Origin of the sequence: Staphylococcus sp. HMSC070D05 (genome assembly GCF_001815595.1) — a bacterium.
GTDB classification, from domain to species: domain Bacteria; phylum Bacillota; class Bacilli; order Staphylococcales; family Staphylococcaceae; genus Staphylococcus; species Staphylococcus hominis.
The window spans coordinates 1-297 of the sequence record NZ_KV821150.1; the positions used below are offsets into that span (position 1 = coordinate 1).

General features: G+C 41.4%; 1 pseudogene. It reads right to left on the reverse strand.

Annotated features, from left to right (window positions below):
* Positions 1-297 (reverse strand): annotated as a pseudogene (locus HMPREF3046_RS08840) (hypothetical protein); the annotation flags it as partial.

Here is a 297-nt window from a genome sequence, read left to right on the forward strand (position 1 = left end):
TTCTCATCTCTGATTTCTTCAGCTGTCGCATCACCGTTATTAATCACACCTTGAGCTTCTGAACTAATTCGTTCTGCTTCTGCTTTTTTCGCTCTATAATTATCTGCTGTTGCTGGCGTCATTCCTGGCGTTGGATCTTCCTCGCTAGTCGCTGCATCTAATTTTGTTTTTGCTTTCACTAATTCGCTGTTATTTTCTTTGTCGTGAAGTAAGCTAATGGCATTGTCTAACTTAAGTTGTACCGCGTCAATTTTTGCGATAGCCACTGTTACTTGTGCTGGTGTCGCATTGTCATCA